Annotated in this window: 18 protein-coding genes; 9 read left to right on the forward strand and 9 right to left on the reverse strand. The window is 72.3% G+C overall.

The window, feature by feature from the left end:
* The first annotated feature begins 552 nt into the window (after positions 1 to 552).
* A complete protein-coding gene (locus ACQP17_RS21730) occupies positions 553 to 948 on the forward strand; it encodes a peptidase inhibitor family I36 protein (RefSeq protein ID WP_433857762.1) in 396 nt (131 codons plus the stop codon).
* Positions 949 to 1,014: 66 nt separating this feature from the next.
* On the opposite strand, the gene ACQP17_RS21735 is transcribed toward ACQP17_RS21730, so the two are convergent.
* The gene (locus tag ACQP17_RS21735) at positions 1,015 to 1,434 is read right to left on the reverse strand and encodes a PPOX class F420-dependent oxidoreductase (protein ID WP_364884671.1); all 420 of its coding nucleotides are present in this window, start codon (positions 1,432 to 1,434) and stop codon (positions 1,015 to 1,017) included.
* Between the two features lie 223 nt (positions 1,435 to 1,657).
* Complete coding sequence (gene serC, locus ACQP17_RS21740) at positions 1,658 to 2,776, reverse strand: phosphoserine transaminase (RefSeq protein ID WP_433857763.1); 1,119 nt, start codon at positions 2,774 to 2,776, stop codon at positions 1,658 to 1,660.
* A gap of 485 nt (positions 2,777 to 3,261) precedes the next feature.
* On the opposite strand from serC, the gene ACQP17_RS21745 reads away from it, so the two are divergent.
* Positions 3,262 to 3,609: a hypothetical protein gene (locus tag ACQP17_RS21745; RefSeq protein WP_433857764.1), complete on the forward strand. Its 348-nt coding sequence runs from the start codon at positions 3,262 to 3,264 to the stop codon at positions 3,607 to 3,609.
* Positions 3,610 to 3,625: 16 nt separating this feature from the next.
* Positions 3,626 to 6,532, forward strand: coding sequence for an FAD-binding and (Fe-S)-binding domain-containing protein (locus ACQP17_RS21750; RefSeq protein ID WP_433857765.1), 2,907 nt, complete (start codon positions 3,626 to 3,628; stop codon positions 6,530 to 6,532).
* Between the two features lie 186 nt (positions 6,533 to 6,718).
* Here ACQP17_RS21750 and ACQP17_RS21755 read toward each other — a convergent pair whose 3' ends face one another.
* From ACQP17_RS21755 to ACQP17_RS21770, 4 genes are all read right to left on the reverse strand, one after another.
* The gene (locus ACQP17_RS21755; RefSeq protein WP_433857766.1) at positions 6,719 to 7,387 is read right to left on the reverse strand and encodes a Scr1 family TA system antitoxin-like transcriptional regulator; all 669 of its coding nucleotides are present in this window, start codon (positions 7,385 to 7,387) and stop codon (positions 6,719 to 6,721) included.
* An 83-nt stretch (positions 7,388 to 7,470) separates the two neighbouring features.
* On the reverse strand, positions 7,471 to 8,010 hold the full coding sequence (locus tag ACQP17_RS21760) for a DUF6879 family protein (RefSeq protein ID WP_433857767.1): 540 nt from the start codon (positions 8,008 to 8,010) through the stop codon (positions 7,471 to 7,473).
* 59 nt (positions 8,011 to 8,069) lie between these two features.
* Positions 8,070 to 8,921 carry a helix-turn-helix domain-containing protein gene (locus tag ACQP17_RS21765; protein WP_433857768.1) on the reverse strand — a complete coding sequence of 284 codons (852 nt, stop codon included), beginning with the start codon at positions 8,919 to 8,921 and terminating at the stop codon, positions 8,070 to 8,072.
* Between the two features lie 10 nt (positions 8,922 to 8,931).
* Complete coding sequence (locus ACQP17_RS21770; protein WP_433859969.1) at positions 8,932 to 9,690, reverse strand: DUF6879 family protein; 759 nt, start codon at positions 9,688 to 9,690, stop codon at positions 8,932 to 8,934.
* 821 nt (positions 9,691 to 10,511) lie between these two features.
* Between ACQP17_RS21770 and ACQP17_RS21775 the strand changes: the two genes are divergently transcribed.
* On the forward strand, positions 10,512 to 10,943 hold the full coding sequence (locus ACQP17_RS21775) for a hypothetical protein (protein WP_433857769.1): 432 nt from the start codon (positions 10,512 to 10,514) through the stop codon (positions 10,941 to 10,943).
* A 75-nt stretch (positions 10,944 to 11,018) separates the two neighbouring features.
* Here the strand turns inward: ACQP17_RS21775 and ACQP17_RS21780 are convergent, their stop codons facing one another.
* Positions 11,019 to 11,711, reverse strand: a complete 693-nt coding sequence (locus ACQP17_RS21780) for a hypothetical protein (RefSeq protein ID WP_433857770.1) — start codon at positions 11,709 to 11,711, stop codon at positions 11,019 to 11,021.
* A gap of 160 nt (positions 11,712 to 11,871) precedes the next feature.
* Entirely contained in the window at positions 11,872 to 12,531 is a 660-nt protein-coding gene (locus ACQP17_RS21785; protein WP_433857771.1) for a TetR/AcrR family transcriptional regulator, read from the reverse strand.
* Positions 12,532 to 12,711: 180 nt separating this feature from the next.
* Between ACQP17_RS21785 and ACQP17_RS21790 the strand changes: the two genes are divergently transcribed.
* Genes ACQP17_RS21790 through ACQP17_RS21800 form a run of 3 tightly spaced genes read left to right on the forward strand, consistent with a single transcriptional unit; the run spans position 12,712 to position 15,552 of the window.
* Positions 12,712 to 12,954, forward strand: coding sequence for a ferredoxin (locus ACQP17_RS21790; protein WP_433857772.1), 243 nt, complete (start codon positions 12,712 to 12,714; stop codon positions 12,952 to 12,954).
* A complete protein-coding gene (locus tag ACQP17_RS21795) occupies positions 12,951 to 14,324 on the forward strand; it encodes an NAD(P)/FAD-dependent oxidoreductase (RefSeq protein WP_433857773.1) in 1,374 nt (457 codons plus the stop codon). Before ACQP17_RS21790 ends, ACQP17_RS21795 begins: the two co-directional genes overlap by 4 nt.
* 13 nt (positions 14,325 to 14,337) lie before the next feature.
* A complete protein-coding gene (locus ACQP17_RS21800; RefSeq protein WP_433857774.1) occupies positions 14,338 to 15,552 on the forward strand; it encodes a cytochrome P450 in 1,215 nt (404 codons plus the stop codon).
* A 61-nt stretch (positions 15,553 to 15,613) separates the two neighbouring features.
* Here ACQP17_RS21800 and ACQP17_RS21805 read toward each other — a convergent pair whose 3' ends face one another.
* Positions 15,614 to 16,486 carry a LysR family transcriptional regulator gene (locus ACQP17_RS21805; protein WP_433857775.1) on the reverse strand — a complete coding sequence of 291 codons (873 nt, stop codon included), beginning with the start codon at positions 16,484 to 16,486 and terminating at the stop codon, positions 15,614 to 15,616.
* Between the two features lie 134 nt (positions 16,487 to 16,620).
* Here ACQP17_RS21805 and ACQP17_RS21810 point away from each other — a divergent pair, with 134 nt between their 5' ends.
* Positions 16,621 to 17,562, forward strand: a complete 942-nt coding sequence (locus ACQP17_RS21810) for an EamA family transporter (RefSeq protein WP_433859970.1) — start codon at positions 16,621 to 16,623, stop codon at positions 17,560 to 17,562.
* Between the two features lie 344 nt (positions 17,563 to 17,906).
* Positions 17,907 to 18,521: a GPP34 family phosphoprotein gene (locus ACQP17_RS21815; protein WP_433857776.1), complete on the forward strand. Its 615-nt coding sequence runs from the start codon at positions 17,907 to 17,909 to the stop codon at positions 18,519 to 18,521.
* The last annotated feature ends 356 nt before the right edge of the window (positions 18,522 to 18,877 follow it).

Below are 18,877 nucleotides of genomic sequence, written 5' to 3' on the forward strand. Positions count from 1 at the left end.
GGGTTTCGGGGAAAGGAATCTGACGAGTCGTCAGGTCCAGGTGGAAGGGAACGTACAGAGCGGGTGCGGGGGTGTCAAAAGCGGGTGGGCGGCGGCTGCGTCGAAATCCTGCGACGGCTCGGGGCCCGTTCCTCTCGTGCGGACCTTCCCCGGCCGGATCCTGTGCTGCCGCTTCTGCATAGGGGTCGTGCGGGAACTCCGGATGTCTCCCGCGCCGGGGAAATTCTTTTTCCGCGGAAGGCCCGGGCGCCGGGCGGAAGGGGGTGCCGCCTTGGCGGCGGGCGGGGGAGGGATTCGGTCATCGTCGGCGTGGGCGCGGCGGTGAGGGGGGAAATGTGGCGCCTGCGGGGGAGTGGGTTCGCCACAAAGAACGGAGTGCGGGGCGAGCGCAACCGGACAAAAATGTGATGTCCGCTAATGGGATGTCGTGAGGCGCAATCGGGTCCCTCGGGTTCGGTGCGGCCGGAACCCGTGGCACAGTGAGTCCGGTCGGAATTTAGGGAATTCCGCAGTTCTGCCCACGTCGTCCCCCGAAGAATTCGGAGTAGACCAATGGTCCGCAAGCGTGCGTTAGCCCTCGCCGGCTCGGCCCTCACCCTCGTGCTCGGTGCGGTCGGATTCACCGCTCCGGCGCAGGCGGCCCCGAGCTGTCCGGCGGGGAGTCTGTGTACCTACAGCGGGACCGGGCTGTCGGGTGCCGTCACGGTGATTCCCGCGTCGGACATGGAGAAGGCGGGGGCCAACGGCGTGAAGTTGCCCGCGTCGGCGCGGTCGTTCGCCAACGGGACGCACTTCACCCTGCGGTACGGCCCCGCGCGGAAGGTGACCTGCGTCCGCTTCCCGTGCTACCAGTACGCCACCGTCGGGAAGATCGCCCCCGGTGCCCAGCTGCGGTCCCTCCCGTCCTCCGGCGGCACCGTCACCGTCGGGCAGGACCTCGGCGACTGAGCGGAGCGGGGCGCCACCCGGGGCGCCCGGCCGGCAAGAGCGGGCGCGGGCCGTTCCCGTCGCGCCTCACGCTCCGGCGCCCGGGGCGTCCTCGGTCAGTCGCAGCTCGTAGTGGAGGGTCCGTTCCTTCTTGAGGCGGTGGGCCAGGGGGACCAGCAGCCCGTGGAGCAGCGGGTACTTGCGGGTCAGCGAGCGCTCCGCGCGCCGGTACTCACGGGTCTGCGGGTCCAGCAGCCGCACCCGCGCCCGGACGGCGGGTCCGGTGGGCCGCCCCCGCCAGGTGGAGGCGCAGATCTCCACCTCCGGGAAGTTCCGCATCCGCTTGACCTTCCAGGCGCTGCCGTACGTCCGCAGGTACGCGTGGTCGCCGTCGACGGCGAGATGGACCGGGGTGCCGACGCCGTCGCCGTCGCGCTTGTACGTGGTCAGCAAGATCGTCGCTTGCCGTTCGAAGGGCGCGAGGCCGGGCACCGGGGGATTCGTCATGGCATCCATCCAGGCATATCCGCCCGTTCGGCCACAATGCGGTACGTCCGTTCGGGGGAGTCCGCCGTTCGCCGACCGCCCCGTGGCGGCGCGAGCCCCGGTGCCCCGAACGGCCCGCGCCCGGTGGTGCGACGGTCCGGGCCCGAGGAACCAACGGCACAGGCCCCGGCGGAGCTCCGCCGGGGCCTGTGCCGCGAGGTGCGGACGGGCGGGACCCGCCGCGCTACAGCTTGCCGATCACGTGGTCGATGCAGGCCGTCAGGGCCTCGACGTCCGCCGGGTCGATCGCCGGGAACATCGCGATCCGCAGCTGGTTGCGGCCGAGCTTGCGGTAGGGCTCGGTGTCGACGATGCCGTTGGCGCGCAGGGCCTTGGCGACGGCGGCGGCGTCCACGCCCTCGTCGAAGTCGATGGTGCCGATGACCTGCGAGCGCTTGGCCGGGTCGGTGACGAACGGGGTGGCGTACTTGGAGTCCTCGGCCCAGCCGTAGAGGGTGCCCGAGGAGGTGGCCGTGCGGCGCACCGCCCAGTCCAGCCCGCCCTGGCCGTTCATCCACTCCAGCTGCTCGTTGAGCAGGAAGAGGGTGGACAGCGCCGGGGTGTTGTACGTCTGGTTCTTCAGGGAGTTGTCGATCGCCGTGGGCAGCGAGAAGAACTCCGGGATGTGGCGGCCCGAGGCGTGCACGGCGCGGGCGCGCTCCAGGGCGGCGGGGGAGAAGGCCGCCAGCCACAGGCCGCCGTCGGAGGCGAAGGACTTCTGCGGGGCGAAGTAGTAGACGTCCGTCTCGGTGATGTCCACGGGCAGGCCGCCGGCGCCGGAGGTGGCGTCGACCAGGACCAGCGCACCCTCGTCCGCGCCCGCGACCCGCTCGATGGGGGCCGCGACGCCGGTCGAGGTCTCGTTGTGGGTGAGGCCGTAGACGTCGACACCCGCCTCGGCCTGCGGCTCCGGGTGGCTGCCCGGGTCGGCGGACCGGACGGTGGGCTCGTCCAGCCACGGGGCCAGCTTGGCGGCCTTGGCGAACTTCGAGGAGAACTCGCCGAAGGACAGGTGCTGGGACTTGCGCTCGATCAGGCCGTGCGTCGCGATGTCCCAGAACGCGGTGGAGCCGCCGTTGCCGAGGATGACCTCGTACCCCTCGGGCAGCTGGAAGAGGTCGCGTACGCCGTCGCGCACCGAGCCGACCAGGTTCTTGACCGGGGCCTGGCGGTGGGAGGTGCCGAGAAGGGAGCTGCCGGTCGCGGCCAGGGCGCCGAGCGCCTCCGTTCGCACCTTGGAAGGGCCCGCGCCGAAGCGTCCGTCGGCGGGCTTGATGTCAGCGGGAATCTGGATATCAGCCACGGGGGAAGCCTAATCCGTCGTGCTGCGGCTTTCTGCGGCGCGTCCAGCGGGTGAGATGCCGGACGCCCGCACGGTGGACGGCCGGGCCGCGGCTCACGGGGCGGATCGCCGGCCGCGTGGACGGCGGTGACCGCGGCCGCCGCCTCGGCCGTCACCCGGCGGGCCCCGGGCGGGCCGAGGACCTCCAGGGAGTCGCCGGACCGCAGCAGCTGACGGACGGCCCGGACGACCGGGTACGCCGGCTCGATCATGGCCCAGCCGGGTTCGTTTCCGGGGTCGGCCCCGGGAGCCGCGCCGTCCCCGCCGCCCGGCGTCCTCCCGTCCTCACCCGTACGGGGCAGCCCCGTCAGGGCTCCGGCCGGCTCCCCGGCCGGCACCCGGCCGCGGGTCTGCAGCAGCAGGAGGACCGAGAGCCGGCGGTCCGATGTCATCCGGGCCGCTGTCCATGACGGCGGGTGTCACGCCTTCGCGTCGGAGTGCCCGGCATGACGCACGACGACCTGGCACGACTGCCCGCCCCCGGTACGGCAGGCACCGACGCCCCCGCCCCTGACGCCGCCGAGGTGGCCCGCAGCCTGCACGACGCAGCCGAGCACGCGCACCCGGCCGCGCGCAGGGCCGTCCACGACCCGCAGAACCTCTTCCCCTTCCACCCGGCGGGAGCCGGCGAGGAGGCCGGGGCCGCGGATGAGCCCCTGGACGGCGGATCAGGACGCGTACGAGGGGCCCGGTGCGGACGCGTACGGGGAACCGGCCACCGTCCCCGCCCCGGATCCACCCTCCCGCCCTCCGCAAAACAACGGCCCCGCCGACGGGCCATGACCCCGCCGTAGTGGGCAGGCTGGGGACATGGCTGAGCGCACGGAGACGGAGCAGCGGAATCTGGCGGAGGAGTTGGCGGCCGCGGTGCGGGGGGAGGTCTCGTTCGCCGCGGCCGACCGGGCACTGATGACGATGGACGCGTCGAACTACCGGCGGGTGCCGCTGGCGGTCGTCGCGCCCCGGGACGCCGAGGACGTGGCGGCGGCGCTGCGGGTGTGCCGGGAGCACGCGGTGCCGGTGGTGCCGCGCGGCGGCGGCACCAGCATCGCCGGGCAGGCGACCGGGGTGGGCGTGGTGCTGGACTTCACCCGGCACCTGGACCGGATCGTGTCGCTGGACCCCGCGGCCCGCACCGCCGTCGTCCAGCCCGGCGTCATCCTGGACGACCTGCGGGCGGCGGCCGGGGCCCACGGGCTGACCTTCGGCCCCGACCCCTCCACCCACAGCCGCTGCACCCTCGGCGGCATGATCGGCAACAATTCCTGCGGCTCGCACTCGGTGGCCTGGGGTACCACCGCCGACAGTGTCCGTGAGCTGGAGCTGCTGACGTACGGCGGCGAGCAGGTGCGGGCCGGCCGCGGCACGGACCGCACCGGCGCCCCCACCGGCCTCCCGCCGCGGCTGCGGGACGGAGTGAAGGCGCTGGTGGACGCCGAGTTGGCGCTGCTGCGCACCGGCTACCCCGACCTCCCCCGCCGGATCTCCGGCTACGCCCTGGACGCGCTGCTCCCGGAGGCCGGCACCGACCTCGCCCGCGCCCTCACCGGCAGCGAGGGCACCCTCGGGGTGCTGACCGAGGCGACCGTGCGGCTCGTGGAGACCCCCGCCGCCCGGGCCCTCGCCGTCCTCGGCTACCCCGACGAGAGCGCCGCGGCCGAGGCCGCGCACACCCTTCTCCCGCACAAGCCGATGACCGTCGAGGGGATGGCCGCCGACCTGGTGGGCGACGCGGCCGGGCTGCCCAAGGGCGGCGCCTGGCTGTTCGTCGAGATGGGCGGCGCGAGCCCCGGCGAGGCGGCGGCCCGCGCCGAGGCGCTGTGCCGGGCGGCCGCGGACGGCACCACCGACCACACCCTCGTCACCGACCCGGCCGGCCAGCGCGCCCTGTGGCGCATCCGCGAGGACGCCTCCGGCACCGCCACCCGGATGCCCGACGGCTCGGAGGCCTGGCCCGGATGGGAGGACTGCGCCGTCCCCCCGGCCCGACTCGGGCCGTATCTGCGGGACTTCCGCGCCCTGCTGGCCCAGCACGGCCTGCGCGGCACCCCCTACGGCCACTTCGGCGACGGCTGCATCCACATCCGTATCGACTTCGACCTGCTGACCGCCCCCGGCATCCGCCGCTTCCGGGAGTTCTCCTGCGACCTGGGCGAGCTGGTCGTCGCGCACGGCGGCTCGCTCTCCGGAGAACACGGCGACGGCCAGGCCCGCGCCGAACTCCTGCCGAAGATGTACGGCCCCGAACTCGTCGGCGTCTTCGAGCGGTTCAAGTCGCTCTGGGACCCGGCCGCCGGGCTCAACCCCGGCATGCTGGTCCGTCCCGCCCGGCTCGACGAGAACCTCCGCTTCGCGCCGCTGCCCAAGACCCCGGTCCCGGTCGAGTTCGGCTACCCGCATGACAACGGCGACTTCTCCGCCGCCGTCCGCCGCTGCGTCGGCGTCGCCAAATGCCGCAACACCACCACCGCCCCGGGCTCGGCGGACGTCATGTGCCCGTCCTTCCGCGCCACCGGCGAGGAGCAGCACTCCACCCGGGGCCGGGCCCGGCTGCTGCACGAGATGCTCTCCGGCGAGGTGATCACGGACGGCTGGCAGTCGCCGGAGGTACGCGACGCCCTCGACCTCTGCCTCTCCTGCAAGGGCTGCCGCAGCGACTGCCCCGTGGGCGTCGACATGGCCACCTACAAGGCCGAGTTCCTCCACCACCACTACGCGGGCCGGCTGCGGCCCGCCGCCCACTACTCCATGGGCCGCCTGCCCGAGTGGCTGCACGCCGCCGCCCCCGCGGCCCCCGCCCTCAACGCGCTGGCCCGTACACCCCTGGCCGCCGTCGGCAAACGCCTCGGCGGCATCGCCCCCGAGCGTCCGATCCCCGCACTGGCCACCGAGACCTTCACCCGCTGGTGGTGGCACCGCCGCCGGACCACCGGTGCTCCTCGTGGCACCTCCGGCCGCACCGTCGTCCTCTGGCCCGACACCTTCACCAACCACCTCTCCCCCCAGGTCGGCCGGGCCGCCGTCCGCGTCCTGGAGGCCGCCGGCCTGCGCCCCCTCCTCCCCCCGACCGCACCCCCGCGCACGGGCATGTCGAGCCTCCTCCCGCGCCGCCACCGCCCCCTGTGCTGCGGTCTGACCTATGTCTCCACCGGACAGCTCGACCGGGCCCGCGCCGTCATGCGCCGCACGGTGGACGTGCTCGCCCCCCTCCTGCGGGACGGCCGCCCCCTGGTCGTCCTCGAACCGAGCTGCGCCGCCGCCCTCCGCACCGACCTGCCCGAACTCCTCCCCGACGACCCCCGGGCGGCCCGCCTGGCCCGCTCCGTACGGACCTTCGCCCAGGCCCTGGAGGAACTGGCCCCCGACTGGCGCCCCCCGCGCGTCGACCGCCCCGTCGCCGGCCAGACCCACTGCCACCAGCACGCCGTCCTGGGCGACGCCGCCGACCGCCGGCTGCGCGAACGCGCGGGCCTCACCGGCCCGTTGACCGGCGGCTGCTGCGGCCTGGCCGGCAACTTCGGCTTCGAACGCGGCCACTACGACGTCTCGCTCGCCTGCGCCGAGGACCAACTCCTGCCCGCCGTACGCGAAGCCCCCGCCGACACCGAAATCCTCGCCGACGGCTTCTCCTGCCGCACGCAGCTGGAACAACTGAGCGACCGGCCGGGCCGCCACCTGGCAGAGGTACTGGCGGAGGCGCTGGGGGAGGGCCACTGACTCATCGCCCGCTCCCCTTACGGGACGCTGTCACCCGCCCTCAGGGCTGCCCCGAAGCCCCTCGGCCGATCGGCCCGGCGCGGACCAGGGCTGCCGGGCGAGCCCTCGACGAGAGGCAGGAAGAGCACCGGCCCGGCCGACCACTCCACCCAGGCCCCGGCGCAGTCGAGCGCCAGACCACACGACTCACCCCGCTGGAGCGCGGCCATCGCCCCTACCGGCCCTGGACGCGCCAACTCCGATCGCACGCGCCGCCGTTCCTCCTCCGGGAGGCCGGCAATCACCCTTCTCGCGTCCGCGCCCATCAGCCGCACCGCGCGCACGGGGCAGTGCATGGCCAGGGCCGTCCACGAGCCCAGACGATCCGCCTGCACGCGCTGAGGCTGTCTGGCTACGGCAAGTGCCCCTGGCGTGTGGGCGGCCGCCAGCCTCGCGAGTGGCCAGCGGAAGGACTCCGAGCGAAACCGCAGGTAGCGCGCCGGCGGTCGCCAGAGCTTCCAGCTGGGCAGCCATCGCCTCCGGATTCGGAATCTGGTGATACAGCACAGATTCCTCGATGAGCAGATCGAATTCGTGGCCTGGTTGGTGGAGGACCCTGGACCGCTCGACCCTGGCCTGAGCGGCTTCCGCGCTGTCGTCGAAGGGAAGGTCAGAAAACTGAGCGACGCTGCGCAGCACTGCGGCCGCGTAGCCCTCCGTCTGCACCAGACCCGGCATGAGAGTGGAGGAGTAGACGCGGAACATCTGAGTGCCTTGGAATAACGGGTCCAAGCTCTCCTGGAGGGGCTTTAGTCCGTCGCCCATCTGGTGACACCACTCGGTGTACGTGAATTCGGAGTTCAATGATTGCGGCATTGGGCGCTCCCTCTGTGACGGATAGTGGATTGGGCGGAGCAGAGGTAACTCTGGGAGCTCCGGCCGTGCTCGACTGCCATTGCTCAGTTCTGAGTTGCGGCTACCAGTACCACGAATTGCTCCAAGGGCTTGGAGTGGTGAAGGGCGGCGTCACGGGCCTGGGCGTACCGCATCACTTCCGCCGGCTCCGTGATCAATTCGATGTGGAGAAGTACGTCTGCTTCGTCGAAGTGCAAGAGCGCGATGAACCGCGAGTCGAAGATCCAGAAGTCCTCGGCGGGTAGGTGCAGACGCTCGGCCTCAGCGCGCCATAGGTTGCGCATGTCCTCGCCAGTGGCTGAGTTCCGCTTTGCGTTGGTGAGCAGGTACAGCTGGCCTGTGGTGGGCGGGTCGTCGACGATACGCACCCGACCGACGCGTTTTCCCGCCGCAGTCTGTGCCTGCATGTTCCTGCACCACTCATTGTCAAGATTCCACGTCACTGTGCCCGTCTCGACGAACTCGCGGTAGGTCGTGGTCTCGCGATCGGAGGCGTAGCCGCGGCGGGTCTCCAGGCGCCACGCAGAGTGTTCGAAGGTCTTGAAGATCTCTTGGAACTCTTTTAAGTCGACGAGAGTGGACACGCGGCGGCCTCCCTGGGCTTAGTCCAACCTTTAGATGATTTTTCTGAGTTGCAATAAAGTCAGTGTGTGCCAAGGGCTCGTCGGGCCCTGTTTATGACGTTCTGCGCTGTGGGGCCGTAGACCGCGGACTTCTGCAGCGTGTTCCATACCTTCATATATGTGGTGATGCTCGGTGCGTCGTCGAGCCAGAGCTCCGCGTGCCAGTCTTCAACGATCGCGACTCGCCTATCCAGTACCCAAAATCCATTGGCCGGCGGGATCTTCAGCGGCGCGCTGAAGGGCACAATCCCCAATTCGATTGTGTCGAGGCCGATGACTCCCGCAAGGCGGTCGAGTTGAGCGGCGAGCACGGGAGGCGGGCAAACCAGAGCGTGCAGTACCGCCTCCCACATGATGATCCGGTACTTCTTCCCCGCCTTGTACAGACCCTCTTGCCTTTGCATGCGTGCTCGGACCGCGTCGTCCGTGTCGCGGGGCGATTCGTGCAGGGCGGCATAGCGCGTGAGGATGTGACGTGCGTAGTCAGCCGTCTGAAGTTGCCCCACGACCATGGCTCCTTGCCATGCGTGAAAGACGGAGGTCCGCACGTGCTCCGCATTGTGCGTGTCCTGTACGGCTCTGTGCCCCGAGGCGAGCTGTCGGCGCCATGAGCGCACCTGGGACTCCAGGGCGGCCGCCCGGGAAGTCAATTCGCCTGCCGTTTCTGGCTGGCCGGTGGCTTCTGCCCAGGCTTGCAGGTCATCAGCGGTGGCGGTCTGGCGCCCGTTTTCCAGTTTGCTGATCTTGGAGTGTGGCCAGTGAAGCCGTTCGGCAAGTTGGGCTCCGGTGAGCCGACCTTCAGGGCAGGAGTGGCGCAGTTCCCTGAGTCGGTCGCCCAGGGCTTCTCGTGCCTGCTGGAAGTCAGTACTCACCGGGCCATTGTCACCCTTGCGGTGCGGCTGCTGTTTCCGCGAACTGCTGGTACGGGGTGGCGTAGTGCCAGGCTGCGTCGCGTACCTGGGCGTACCGATTGACGGCAACCGGTTCGGTGATCAGCTCGACGTCGATCAGGTTGTCCGCGTGGTCGAAGTTGAGCAGGGCGACGAAGCGAGAGTCGAAGATCCAGAAGTCCTCTTCGGGCAACTGGAGTTGCTCGGCGTCAGCGCGCGAGAGGTTGCGAATGTCCTCGCCTACAGCGCTGTTCCGCTTGGCGTTGTCGATCAGGTAGAGCTGCCCGGTGGTCGGAGGGGTGTCGATGATGCGGACTCCCTCGAAGCGCTTACCGAGCGCGGACTGTTCCCGCCGCTTGGTGCACCATTCCGCATCGACGCCGTCCCAGGTCACGGGCTCGCCTCGGGTGAACTGTGCGTAGGTTTCGGTGTCTTCATCGCTCGCATATCGGCGTCGTGTCTCCAGCCGCCATGCCGTGTGCTTGAAGGCGGTGAAGAGTCGGCCGAATTCGTCCAGGTCGATGATGCGTGGCACGCGAGTTGCCTCCTTTGGGCCGAAGTCAACCAGCAGCGTTCGTGGTAAGACGATCGCCGTCTCGTCCTCGGACAGGTGCTGGAGCTGGGCGATGTCGGCGCGGTCGGTGAGTGGCGGGCCGTGCACGACGATCTCACCCGTGTCCAGATCCTCATGGACGGACGGGCATCCGTCGCCGCCACTTCCGGTACCGCTGAAGCGCAGTCGCCTCGTGATCGTTTCCCTTCGTTCGGACTGACGTGTCCAGCATTCAGGGGCCCGTAGTTCGGCGGTACAGACTCCGCTCGCCTACGCGTGAAGAGTAGAGAAAGTCTCGTCATAGCACGAGAAACTTCGCGAAACTTTCCTCGCGGTGCCCACCTGCCGCTCTCTAGCGTCCCGTTCATGACCTCATCCGAGAAGCAGCACCGGGCTGACCCCAGTGGAGGGGCTGGGCCTTCGCGCGATGCCTTCGTCGCTGGCGGTATCGCGTCGCTGTCGCCCCATGGCGCCGATGTGCCATCCGGTCTGCGCTCCCTGGAGCCGGAACGAGTCCCCGCAGAGCATCGCTGTCCCGTTTGCCAAGACCTGGAGCGCGGCCGCAAACAGGCCGTCGCCGCCCGGGACCCCAGCAAGGTGACCGACTTCCACGTGCTGATCGCGCGGCATCGTGCGCGACACGGGGCGGAGTCGTGAGCGGGAGCGGGTGGTCGTGAAAGCTCCCGTCCCGGCCGTCATTCCCTGGCAGGGCACGGCCGGGACGGGTGGGCCCACCCAAGGACGGAGGGCCCTCGTACGTGCACGACGGCGCGCGGACCGACCACGCGGCGACAGCGCACCCGAGGAGATCACCATGCGATACCGCCTCGCCCCGGTCAAGTACGGCGACGAGGACGACAACCAGGGAGGTGACCCCAGCGGAGGCTGCGGGGATGGGCAGGGCTGCGGTCGTCAGTAGCCCGGGGGCGGGCGGCTCTTGTCCCTTGACGGGGGCGGGGGCCGCCCGCGCGGCGTTCGGATCAGAGAGATCAGAGAGATCGGGGAGATCGGGGAGTGCGATGGCCGCACCTCATCACCACGCCTACGTCTGGCTCGGCAGCGGGGACGTTCTCGTCAAGCCGGGGGATGCGCACCGGCGGCCGGATCACCCGGAGTTCCGGTCCGCTCAGATGATGCCGCTGGTGTGCGCGGATTGGCTGTTGAAGCCGGCCGCCCGGATTGAGGCGACGTTTGAGGAGGCGGAGAAGGCGGCTGACTGGCTTGCCGGTCAACTCGTCGAGTATGCAGGGCTGTTCGTCGGGTCGTGTGTGCCGGAGCCGTCGTACGAGGAGACCGTGCGGGTCCTGACCGCGGGCGAGGACCGGGTCGGGGGGTGGTGGGTGAGCGGCGGGCGGTTTCTTTCGCTGAACCTGATCGCCTGTGGTCCGCACCGAGCGCGGCCGGAGCGGGTGTGTCCGCTGAGGTGGCCCGCGGGAGGTGATCCGAGGTGAGTCGAGGCGATCCGTAGCTGTCCAGGGAGGGGCCGGGTCCGATGAGCGGCCGGTGGCCGGTGAGCGCCGCCCGGATCAGCCCGGCACGTCTGCCGCCCTGTCGTTCGTCGGCGCCGGGTGGGTGAGCAGGAAGCGCCGGTGGACCCTGGGGCCCATGGCGGCGGTGGCGAGGAAGAGGGCTGCGGCGACGGCGTAGGTGGCGTTGGGCAGGTAGGGGGTGAGGAGGAGTTGGGCCACCAGGGCGGCGGTGATGAGGGTGAGTTTTGCGGCGATCAGGCGTGGGGCGGAGAGGGCGGGTTGCGTCGCGGGGTGGGTGGTGCCGGTCCGGGTGCGGTGGGCGTGGCGGATCTGTGCGGGGATGCTGGCGAGGAGGAGCAGGAAGCCGAGGGCCGGCAGGACCGGGGAGCGGCCGGCCTGGGGGTCCAGCAGGTGGCCGAGTAGGAATCCGGCGCCGAAGGCGACCGTGACGGCGGCGATCCGTGCCGTGATCAGCTGGGCGATGACCCGGCCGGGGCGGGCGCTCTCGTAGAGCTTGTGGGTGAGGTGGCGGTTGGCCCGCAGGAGGAGGGGCGGCAGGATCAGCAGGATGACGAGGGTGCGCAGGGCGTGTTCCCAGGCCGGTGCGTTGCCCTCGCCGCACCAGGTGAACGCCATCCACAGGCCGATGGCCGCATAGCGCAGACGGAGTTTGCGGGCGGCGGTGGCGGTGGTGGTGGTGGCTGAGGTGGCGGTGTCGTCGGGGGCCGGGGCGGTGCGGGGAGCGTTCATGAAGGTGGTTCCTTCGGGAGGGGCAGGAGGGGTGTGCTCACGGGGCGCCGCGGCGCGCACGTGGTCGTGCCGCTACGCCCCCGCAGCCGGCTCGGCAGCCGGCCGGTCTTGCTGTCCGGCGGCCCGCTCCTGCGGGGGGCGGGCCGCTCGGGGGGTGTGATCAGACGGTGTCCGACGGGGCCGGCGCGCCCGCGCGGATGCCGGTGAACAGCCACTGCAGGGCGTGGCCGAAGAGCTCCTCGGGCACGCCGGCGGGGTCGATGCGCCGCTGGCGCACCAGGCCGCCGAAGAGGGCCGCCACCACCGTCGCCACGGCCTCGGCGGAGACCCCGGTGGGGGCGTCCTGCCGGGTCAGGGACGTGCTGATCACCTGTTCCAGTGCGTGGCGGGGGGCCCGCAGGTTGGCCGCCATGGTGTCAAGGACCTCGGGGTTGCGGACCGCGTAGAGCCAGAACTCGGCCTGCAGCGGCGCGAAGTCGGTGTCCTTGTCGGCGACGGCGATCAGCAGTCGGCTGAGTTCGGCGGCGGCTTCCCCGGTGCCCGCCGGGTGGCGCTCCAGCGCCTGGGCGGCCTCGGCGATGCGGTCGGTGTGGCGGTCGGCGAGCAGTTCGAGGAACAGGGCCTCCTTGTTGCCGAAGTTCGAGTACAGCGCGCCGATGGAGAATCCCGCGGCCTCGGCGATCTCCTCCACGGAGGCGCCGGTGAAGCCCTTGCGGGCGAAGACCCGGGCCGCCGCGTCCAGCAGCAGCGACCGGGTGCGGGCCTTGGCTTCCGCCCGGCTCAGGCGCCGGCGGGCCGGTTCAGCACTCTCAGCGTTCATGTGGCCGAGGTTATTCAGATAGGGATCGCTATGTCAAAGCTCGGATAGCGTGTACAGTCTGAATAGCAAGCACTATTTGAATGTTGCCCGCTATCTCAGTTCGGGCCACCGGCGACCGGCCGCACAGGGCCCGGGAACCGCCGCATTCGGCCCCCTGACCAGCAAGGAAAGGGAAGAGAGATGAACACGCAGCCCCTGCGGCTGGTGGTGGACCTGAACCGCTGCCAGAGCTATGGACAGTGCGTCTACGCCGCCCCGACGGTCTTCCGGTTCCACGGTGAGGAATCGCTGGAGTACGACTACGCGCCCGACGCCGGCGCCCGGCGCGAGGTGGAGCGCGCCGCGGTCGCCTGCCCCGTCCAGGCGATCACCCTCGGCGGGGCCACCGAGCCCGCGCCCGTCGCGAACGGGGACGACCGGTGACCGGGGCGGGCGCGGCAGGGCTGCGTACCGGCCGGGTGGTGGTGGTCGGCGCCTCGCTGGCCGGGTTGCGTGCCGCCGAAGCCCTCCGCGACGAGGGGTTCACCGGGGACCTCACCCTGATCGGGGAGGAGCCGCACGCGCCGTACGACCGGCCCCCGCTGTCGAAGGCGGTGCTGACCGGCCGGCTGGACGGCGACCGCATCGAGCTGCCCCGGGTCCGTGACATCGGCGCCCGCTGGCTGCTCGGCACGCCCGCCACCGGGCTCGACGTGCCCGGCCGCCGGGTGGAACTGGCCGACGGCCGGCGGCTCGCGTACGACCGGCTGCTGATCGCCACCGGTACCCGGGCACGCCGCTGGCCCGTCGAGGCCGGCGGCGCGCTGGAGGGCGTGCATGTGCTGCGCACCCGCGAGGACGCCGAGCGGCTGCGCGGCGCCCTGGCGGCCGGTCCGCGGCGGGTGCTGGTCGTCGGCGCCGGCTTCACCGGTGGGGAAGTGGCCTCCGCCTGCCGCGAGTTGGGGATCGCGGTGACGGTGACCCAGCGCAGCGCGGCCCCGCTGGCCGGTGCGTTGGGCGCGGTGACCGGCCGCGCCGCCGCCGACTGGTACCGCGAGGCCGGTGTGGATCTGCGGCTGCACACCACGGTCGAGGCGCTGGAGGGCGACGCCTCCGGGCGGCTGCGCCGGGCGGTGCTGTCCGACGGCACGGCGATGCCCGTCGAGGTGGCCGTGATCGCCACCGGCGCCGTGGCCAACACCGAGTGGCTGGCCGGCTCCGGGCTCGCCGCCGACCACCGCGGCGTGGTGAGCGCCGGCGACTGCCGGGCGGTGGCCGACTGCGGCAGCCCGGCCGAGGACATCTACGTCGCCGGTGACATCGCCCGCTGGCCGCATCCCCTCTACCCCGGACAGCTGCTGCGCCTGGACCACTGGGACAACGCACTCGCCCAGGCCCGCACCGCCGCGCACAACCTCACCCACGACCCGGGCGAACGGCGCGCGCACCAGCCGCTGCCCGCCTTCTGGTCCCAGCAGTTCGGCCGCTACCTCAAGTCCGTCGGCGTGCCCGCCGTCGCCGATCAGGTCGTCGTCACCCAAGGGTCCCTCGACCAGCGGCGGTTCGTCGCCGCCTACGGGCTCAAGGGCAGGCTGGTCGGCGTCGTGGCGGTCGACTCCCCGCGCGTGCTGGACGGCTACGCGGCGCTCATCGAAGCCCGCGCGCCGTTCCCGCCCCGGCTGGGCGCCACCGACGGACCGGACCGGCTCGACCCCGTCGACGCCGGCTTCCCCGGCCGTGACGCCGGCCGCGCCCCGGAACACGACATCCACCCGCCGTCGGCCCTCGCGTCGGCCCCGACCGCACACCGGTGAACGGAGAATCGTCATGACACTTTCCACCGCCTCGGCCACCGACCTCTTCGCCGAGGTCCTGCGCTACGACCACCGCGCCGACCCCTACCCCTGCTACGCACAGCTCCGCCGGGACCCGGTCGTGCGGATGGACGACGGCACCTGGCTGGTCAGCGGCCACCGGGAGATCAGGCAGCTGCTGCACGACCCGCGCAGCAGCGCCGACCGGCTCGACCCGCAGAACAAGGCACCCCAGGCCGCCCGGAGCCTGCTCATGCAGGACCCGCCGCTGCACGACCAGCTGCGCCGGGTGGTCACCGAGGAGTTCGTCCCCCGCGTCATGGGCATGCGCGACCACCTCGGCGACCTGGTCTCCGGGCTCCTCGACGCCCACCTCTCCGAGCGCCCCGGGCAACTCGACGTCGTCGCCGACCTCGCCTACCCGCTGCCGGTCACGGTGATCTGCGAACTGCTCGGCGTGCCCCGCGAGGACGAGGCCCTCTTCGGCAGCATCGCCCGCCGCCTCACCCGGGGCCTGGACCCCGTCGACACCCAGACCGAGGAAGAACTCCGCGAACTCGACCAGGCGCGCGGCGAGTTGATCCAGTACCTGGAAGGGCTGATCACCCAGCGCCGCGCCGAACCCGGCTCCGACCTGCTGTCCGGCCTGATGTTCCACCAGGACCCCGACGACGTGATGGGCCCGATCCAGCTGCGCGTCACCCTCGGTCTACTGCTGATCGCCGGTCACGAGACCACCGTCAACCTCATCGCCAACGGCACCCTCGCCCTGCTGCGCAACCCCGACGCCCTCACCCGGCTGCGCGCCGACCCCGACCTGGCCACCCCGCTGGTGGAGGAGGTGCTGCGCTACGACCCGCCGGTGCAGATGTCCGGCCGCAGCGCCCTGGCGGACATCGACCTCGGCGGCACCACCATCCCCGAGGGCTCCCGCATCCGCCTCCTGCTCGCCGCGGGCAACCGCGACGCCACCCGCTTCGAGGACCCCGACCGGTTCGTCCCCGACCGCCGGGACAACGCCCATCTCGGCTTCGGCGGCGGCCTCCACTACTGCATCGGCGCCACCCTCGCCCGCGCCGAGGCGCAGATAGCGCTCACCGCCCTGGCCCGCCGGCTCCACTCGCCGCGGCTGGTCGCCGACCCGCCGCCGTACCGGGAGAACGCGATCCTGCGCGGCCCGGAAAAGCTGCTGGTCGCCTTCGACCGGCTCGCCCCGGACGGTCGTTGAGGGCGCCGCGTCCCCGGCCGCCGGGCGGGCCCGCCCGGCCCGCGGCCCCGTCCTCGGCTCCTCAACCCCGCTCCGGCGCCACCTTGCCCATCACCTCGTGCGCCAGCGTGATCAGGTCCCGGATGCGGGGGTGGCCCGGGCCGTCACGCCAGGCGAGGAGGACGGGGACGGGCGGGGCGTCGGTCAGCGGGACGTAGGACATGGCGGGGTGCGGGTGCATCTCGGCGGTGGCGGAGGTGGTCACGCCCACGGCGCGGCCGCCGGTGATGGCGGCGAGCCAGTCGTCGGTGTTGCCGGTGGTGATCGACGCGGCGGGACGGGCACCGGCCGGCCACAGGTCGAGCGTCGTGGTGCCGGAGACGGTGTTGAGGGCGATGGTGCGGTCGGCCAGGTCCGCGAGGGACAGCGCGGTGCGGCCGGCCAGCGGATCGTCGGCGGGCAGGCCGGCGACCCGGGGCTCGGTGGTGAGCTGCTCGGTGATCAGGCCGGGGGCGCGCACCTCGCCGCGCAGCAGGGCGGCGTCCACGTCACCGCGGGCCAGACCGGCCGTGCGGTCGTCGATGCGCAGGAGTTCCAGCGGGGTGCGGGGGTGCTCCTCGTGCCAGCGGCGCAGCAGCGCGGTGGTGCCGGTCCCGGCGGCCGACCAGGCGTGGCCCAGGCGCAGCGGCCAGTCGGCGTGCCGGGCGGTGACCAGCGCCCGGTCGAAGGCGGTGACCGCGATCCGGGCCCGGTCGCGGAACGTGACGCCGTCCGGGGTGAGCGCGAGATGGTGCGTGGAGCGGTCGACGAGCCGGATGCCCAGCTCCTGTTCCAGCTGGCGCAGGGTGCGGGAGACGGCGGGCTGGGTCAGATGCAGCCGCTCGGCGGCGCGGGTGATGCTCAGGGTGTCGGCGATGGCGAGAAAGCAGCGGAAATGACGCAGCTCGATGCTCATGCGTGCGGAGCATAACAACAGGGAAAGCGGCATTTCACGGACCGAACGGCGGGCCGTAGCGTGGTGGCGTGAACGCTACGCCCGAGAGCCCCGATGGCCGCGTGCCCGCCACTCCCGCCGCCACCGCCCCCACCGTGCCCGTCGCCGGTGAGGGCATTCCCCGTCCCGTGCCGCCCTCGCCCGAGGTGCTGACCGCGGAGGCGCAGGCCGGGGCCGCCGGGGCGGCGGGGGCGCGGGGGCGGATCGCGTCGGTGGCGCTGGTCATCGGCGGGATCGTCTCGCTCCAGTTCGGCTCGTCGGTGGCGGTGCTGCTCTTCCCGCGGGCCGGCGCGCTGGGCGTGGTCACGCTGCGGCTGGTGGTCGCCTCGCTGGTGCTGCTGGTCGTCTGCCGCCCGAAGGTGCGCGGGTACACCCGGGGCGACTGGATGACGGTGCTGGCCTTCGGCGTCGCCCTGGCCGGGATGAACTCGCTGTTCTACCAGGCGATCGACCGCATTCCGCTGGGCGCCGCGGTCACCCTGGAGTTCCTCGGCCCGCTGATCCTCTCGGTGGCCACCTCACGCCGGATGCTGAGCCTGTTGTGGGCGGCCCTGGCACTGGGTGGCGTGGTGCTGCTGGGACGTGCGGGGCTCGACGGGCTGAACCTCGCCGGGGCGGCGTGCGCACTGGCCGCCGGCGGACTGTGGGCCGCGTACATCCTGCTCTCCGCCCGTACGGGACAGCGCTTCCCGCAGGCGGACGGGCTGGCGCTGGCGATGACCGTCGCGGCGCTGCTCAGCCTGCCGCTCGGCGTCGCCAGTGCGGGGACGGCGCTGCTGAACCCGGTCACCGTGGGGCTGGGCGCCGCGGTCGCCATGATGTCGTCGGTGCTGCCCTACACCCTGGAGCTGCTGGCCCTGCGCAAGCTCCCGGCCGCCGGCTTCGCGGTCATGATGAGCCTGGAGCCGGCCGCCGCGGCCACCGCCGGGTTCCTCGTGCTGCACCAGGCGCTGGGCTGGGCCGAGGTGCTGGCGATCGGGCTGGTCGTGGTGGCGAGCGTGGGGGCGGTACGGAGCGCGACGGCGGGCACGCACTGAGCCTGCCGGGCGGACGGTTGTCGTGCCGAGAGGCTGCGCGGGCCGGGCGCGGGTGGGTGACAGGTCCGGCCGCACGGGATTGCGTGGAGGCGAGGGAAAGGGCCGACGCACCTATGCTGGGAAGGGAGAAGGAGACAGGGAGACATTCCCTCCTTCGCGGCATCCGGGCCTGTGCGTGTGAGGTCCGTGCCCCGTGGGGACGGGGTGGCGGGCGGCAACTCTGACGTGCGGTGTGGCATGTGCCGCGTGACGCAGGAGTGTTGTGCGATGAGCGCCTATTCGATCAACCATCCGCGGTACGGGACGTCGCCGGGGCGGCCTCCGGTACGAGGGGCTGATCGGGGATGACCACACCGCGGGATCTGTTGATGGTGGCCATGGACGCGGCGCCGGTGCGTGCCGTGGAGCGCGGCGATCTGGCGCTCGCGCTGGCCGCGGCCGAGGCGGTCGACCTGCTGGCGGCGCGGGCCATCGCGCTGGACGGGGAGCGCCTCGTGCCGGGCTACCGGCCGGCGCTCACCGACCGCCTGCTGGACGAGGCGGCGTCCTCGGTGGTCCAGCAGATGCCGTACGAGCCGATCGGCGAGTGGCTGTGGCGCAGGGGCCGCGGGCTGTCCGAGGCGTATCTGACCGCGCTGGAGGCGGACGGGCAGCTGACCCGGGAGCGTCACCGCCGCTGGCTGCTGCTGCGGACCGACGAGGTGGTGCTGGTCGATACCCCCGCCCGGCGCGACGCGGCGCACCGCCGGGACTCCGGCGAACCCGTCCTCGCCGCCCTGGCCGCGGCCGCCGGCATCGGCGAGGAGCGGCCGGAGGACGCGCCGGACGTGACGGACGGCGACGTGACGACGGTGATCACCGCCCTGGAGGACGCGATTCAGGAGCTGGCGGCCGAGCGGCAGCGGCGCGACCGGCGGCGCGACGACGCGGCCGTGGACAACGTGCGGCGGGGCTACTGACCGCTGCGGGCCGGGTTTTCCGCCGACGGGCCCGTACCCGGCACCGCCCGGCTGCCCCCGCCCCGGTGGCCGATGAGGGGCTCCCCGGAGCGCTTCCCGAGAGCCCCGCACGCCCACCCTGACGCACCCCGGCGCCCCCGACGGCGCACCCCCGGCGCCCCCGACGCACGCCCCGGGAAGCCCCCGCGAACTCTCAGCCACAGCATCGGCCGGAAAATCATGCAGGCGTGCTTGATTGTTTCCTGCCGCGCTGCCACGCTCGGAGCGCACCCGCACCACACCACACCCGCACGGCCGACAGCAGCGGCCGTCGCCGCATGCCACCATGCCCAGCTGTCACGGCAGTTGGGATGATG

Source organism: Streptomyces kronopolitis, assembly GCF_050953795.1.
Lineage (GTDB): Bacteria > Actinomycetota > Actinomycetes > Streptomycetales > Streptomycetaceae > Streptomyces > Streptomyces kronopolitis_A.

Coding starts and splice junctions, on each gene's coding strand:
- ACQP17_RS21730 (WP_433857762.1), top strand. CDS start 553: ATGGTCCGCAAGCGTGCGTTAGCCCTCGCCGGCTCGGCCCTCACCCTC.
- ACQP17_RS21735 (WP_364884671.1), bottom strand. CDS start 1,434: ATGACGAATCCCCCGGTGCCCGGCCTCGCGCCCTTCGAACGGCAAGCG.
- ACQP17_RS21745 (WP_433857764.1), top strand. CDS start 3,262: ATGACGCACGACGACCTGGCACGACTGCCCGCCCCCGGTACGGCAGGC.
- ACQP17_RS21750 (WP_433857765.1), top strand. CDS start 3,626: ATGGCTGAGCGCACGGAGACGGAGCAGCGGAATCTGGCGGAGGAGTTG.
- ACQP17_RS21755 (WP_433857766.1), bottom strand. CDS start 7,387: ATGCCGCAATCATTGAACTCCGAATTCACGTACACCGAGTGGTGTCAC.
- ACQP17_RS21775 (WP_433857769.1), top strand. CDS start 10,512: ATGGCCGCACCTCATCACCACGCCTACGTCTGGCTCGGCAGCGGGGAC.
- ACQP17_RS21780 (WP_433857770.1), bottom strand. CDS start 11,711: ATGAACGCTCCCCGCACCGCCCCGGCCCCCGACGACACCGCCACCTCA.
- ACQP17_RS21785 (WP_433857771.1), bottom strand. CDS start 12,531: ATGAACGCTGAGAGTGCTGAACCGGCCCGCCGGCGCCTGAGCCGGGCG.
- ACQP17_RS21790 (WP_433857772.1), top strand. CDS start 12,712: ATGAACACGCAGCCCCTGCGGCTGGTGGTGGACCTGAACCGCTGCCAG.
- ACQP17_RS21800 (WP_433857774.1), top strand. CDS start 14,338: ATGACACTTTCCACCGCCTCGGCCACCGACCTCTTCGCCGAGGTCCTG.
- ACQP17_RS21805 (WP_433857775.1), bottom strand. CDS start 16,486: ATGAGCATCGAGCTGCGTCATTTCCGCTGCTTTCTCGCCATCGCCGAC.
- ACQP17_RS21815 (WP_433857776.1), top strand. CDS start 17,907: ATGACCACACCGCGGGATCTGTTGATGGTGGCCATGGACGCGGCGCCG.